Origin of the sequence: Scandinavium sp. M-37, assembly GCF_043558715.1 — a bacterium.
Lineage (GTDB): Bacteria > Pseudomonadota > Gammaproteobacteria > Enterobacterales > Enterobacteriaceae > Scandinavium > Scandinavium vulneris_A.
Genome location: NZ_JBIGIN010000134.1, coordinates 1 through 310, shown reverse-complemented (window position 1 = coordinate 310; position 310 = coordinate 1). Strand labels below are relative to the sequence as shown.

Sequence of the window (310 nt, the reverse complement as noted above, 5' to 3'; positions counted from 1 at the left end):
CTACTCTCGCATGGGGAGACCCCACACTACCATCGGCGCTACGGCGTTTCACTTCTGAGTTCGGCATGGGGTCAGGTGGGACCACCGCGCTACTGCCGCCAGACAAATTCTTTTATCTGCCGAACTTCACCGTTTAAAACTGGTGCTGATACCCAGAGTCGAACTGGGGACCTCACCCTTACCAAGGGTGCGCTCTACCAACTGAGCCATATCAGCACACTTAATTTGATGCCTGGCAGTTCCCTACTCTCGCATGGGGAGACCCCACACTACCATCGGCGCTACGGCGTTTCACTTCTGAGTTCGGCAT

General features: G+C 55.5%; 1 tRNA gene and 1 rRNA gene. Both read right to left on the bottom strand.

Annotated features, from left to right (window positions below):
- A 5S ribosomal RNA gene (gene rrf / locus ACG0Z5_RS24060) occupies positions 1–103 on the bottom strand; the annotation flags it as partial.
- Between the two features lie 37 nt (positions 104–140).
- Positions 141–216: transfer RNA gene (locus tag ACG0Z5_RS24055), tRNA-Thr, on the bottom strand.
- Positions 217–310 lie beyond the last annotated feature (94 nt).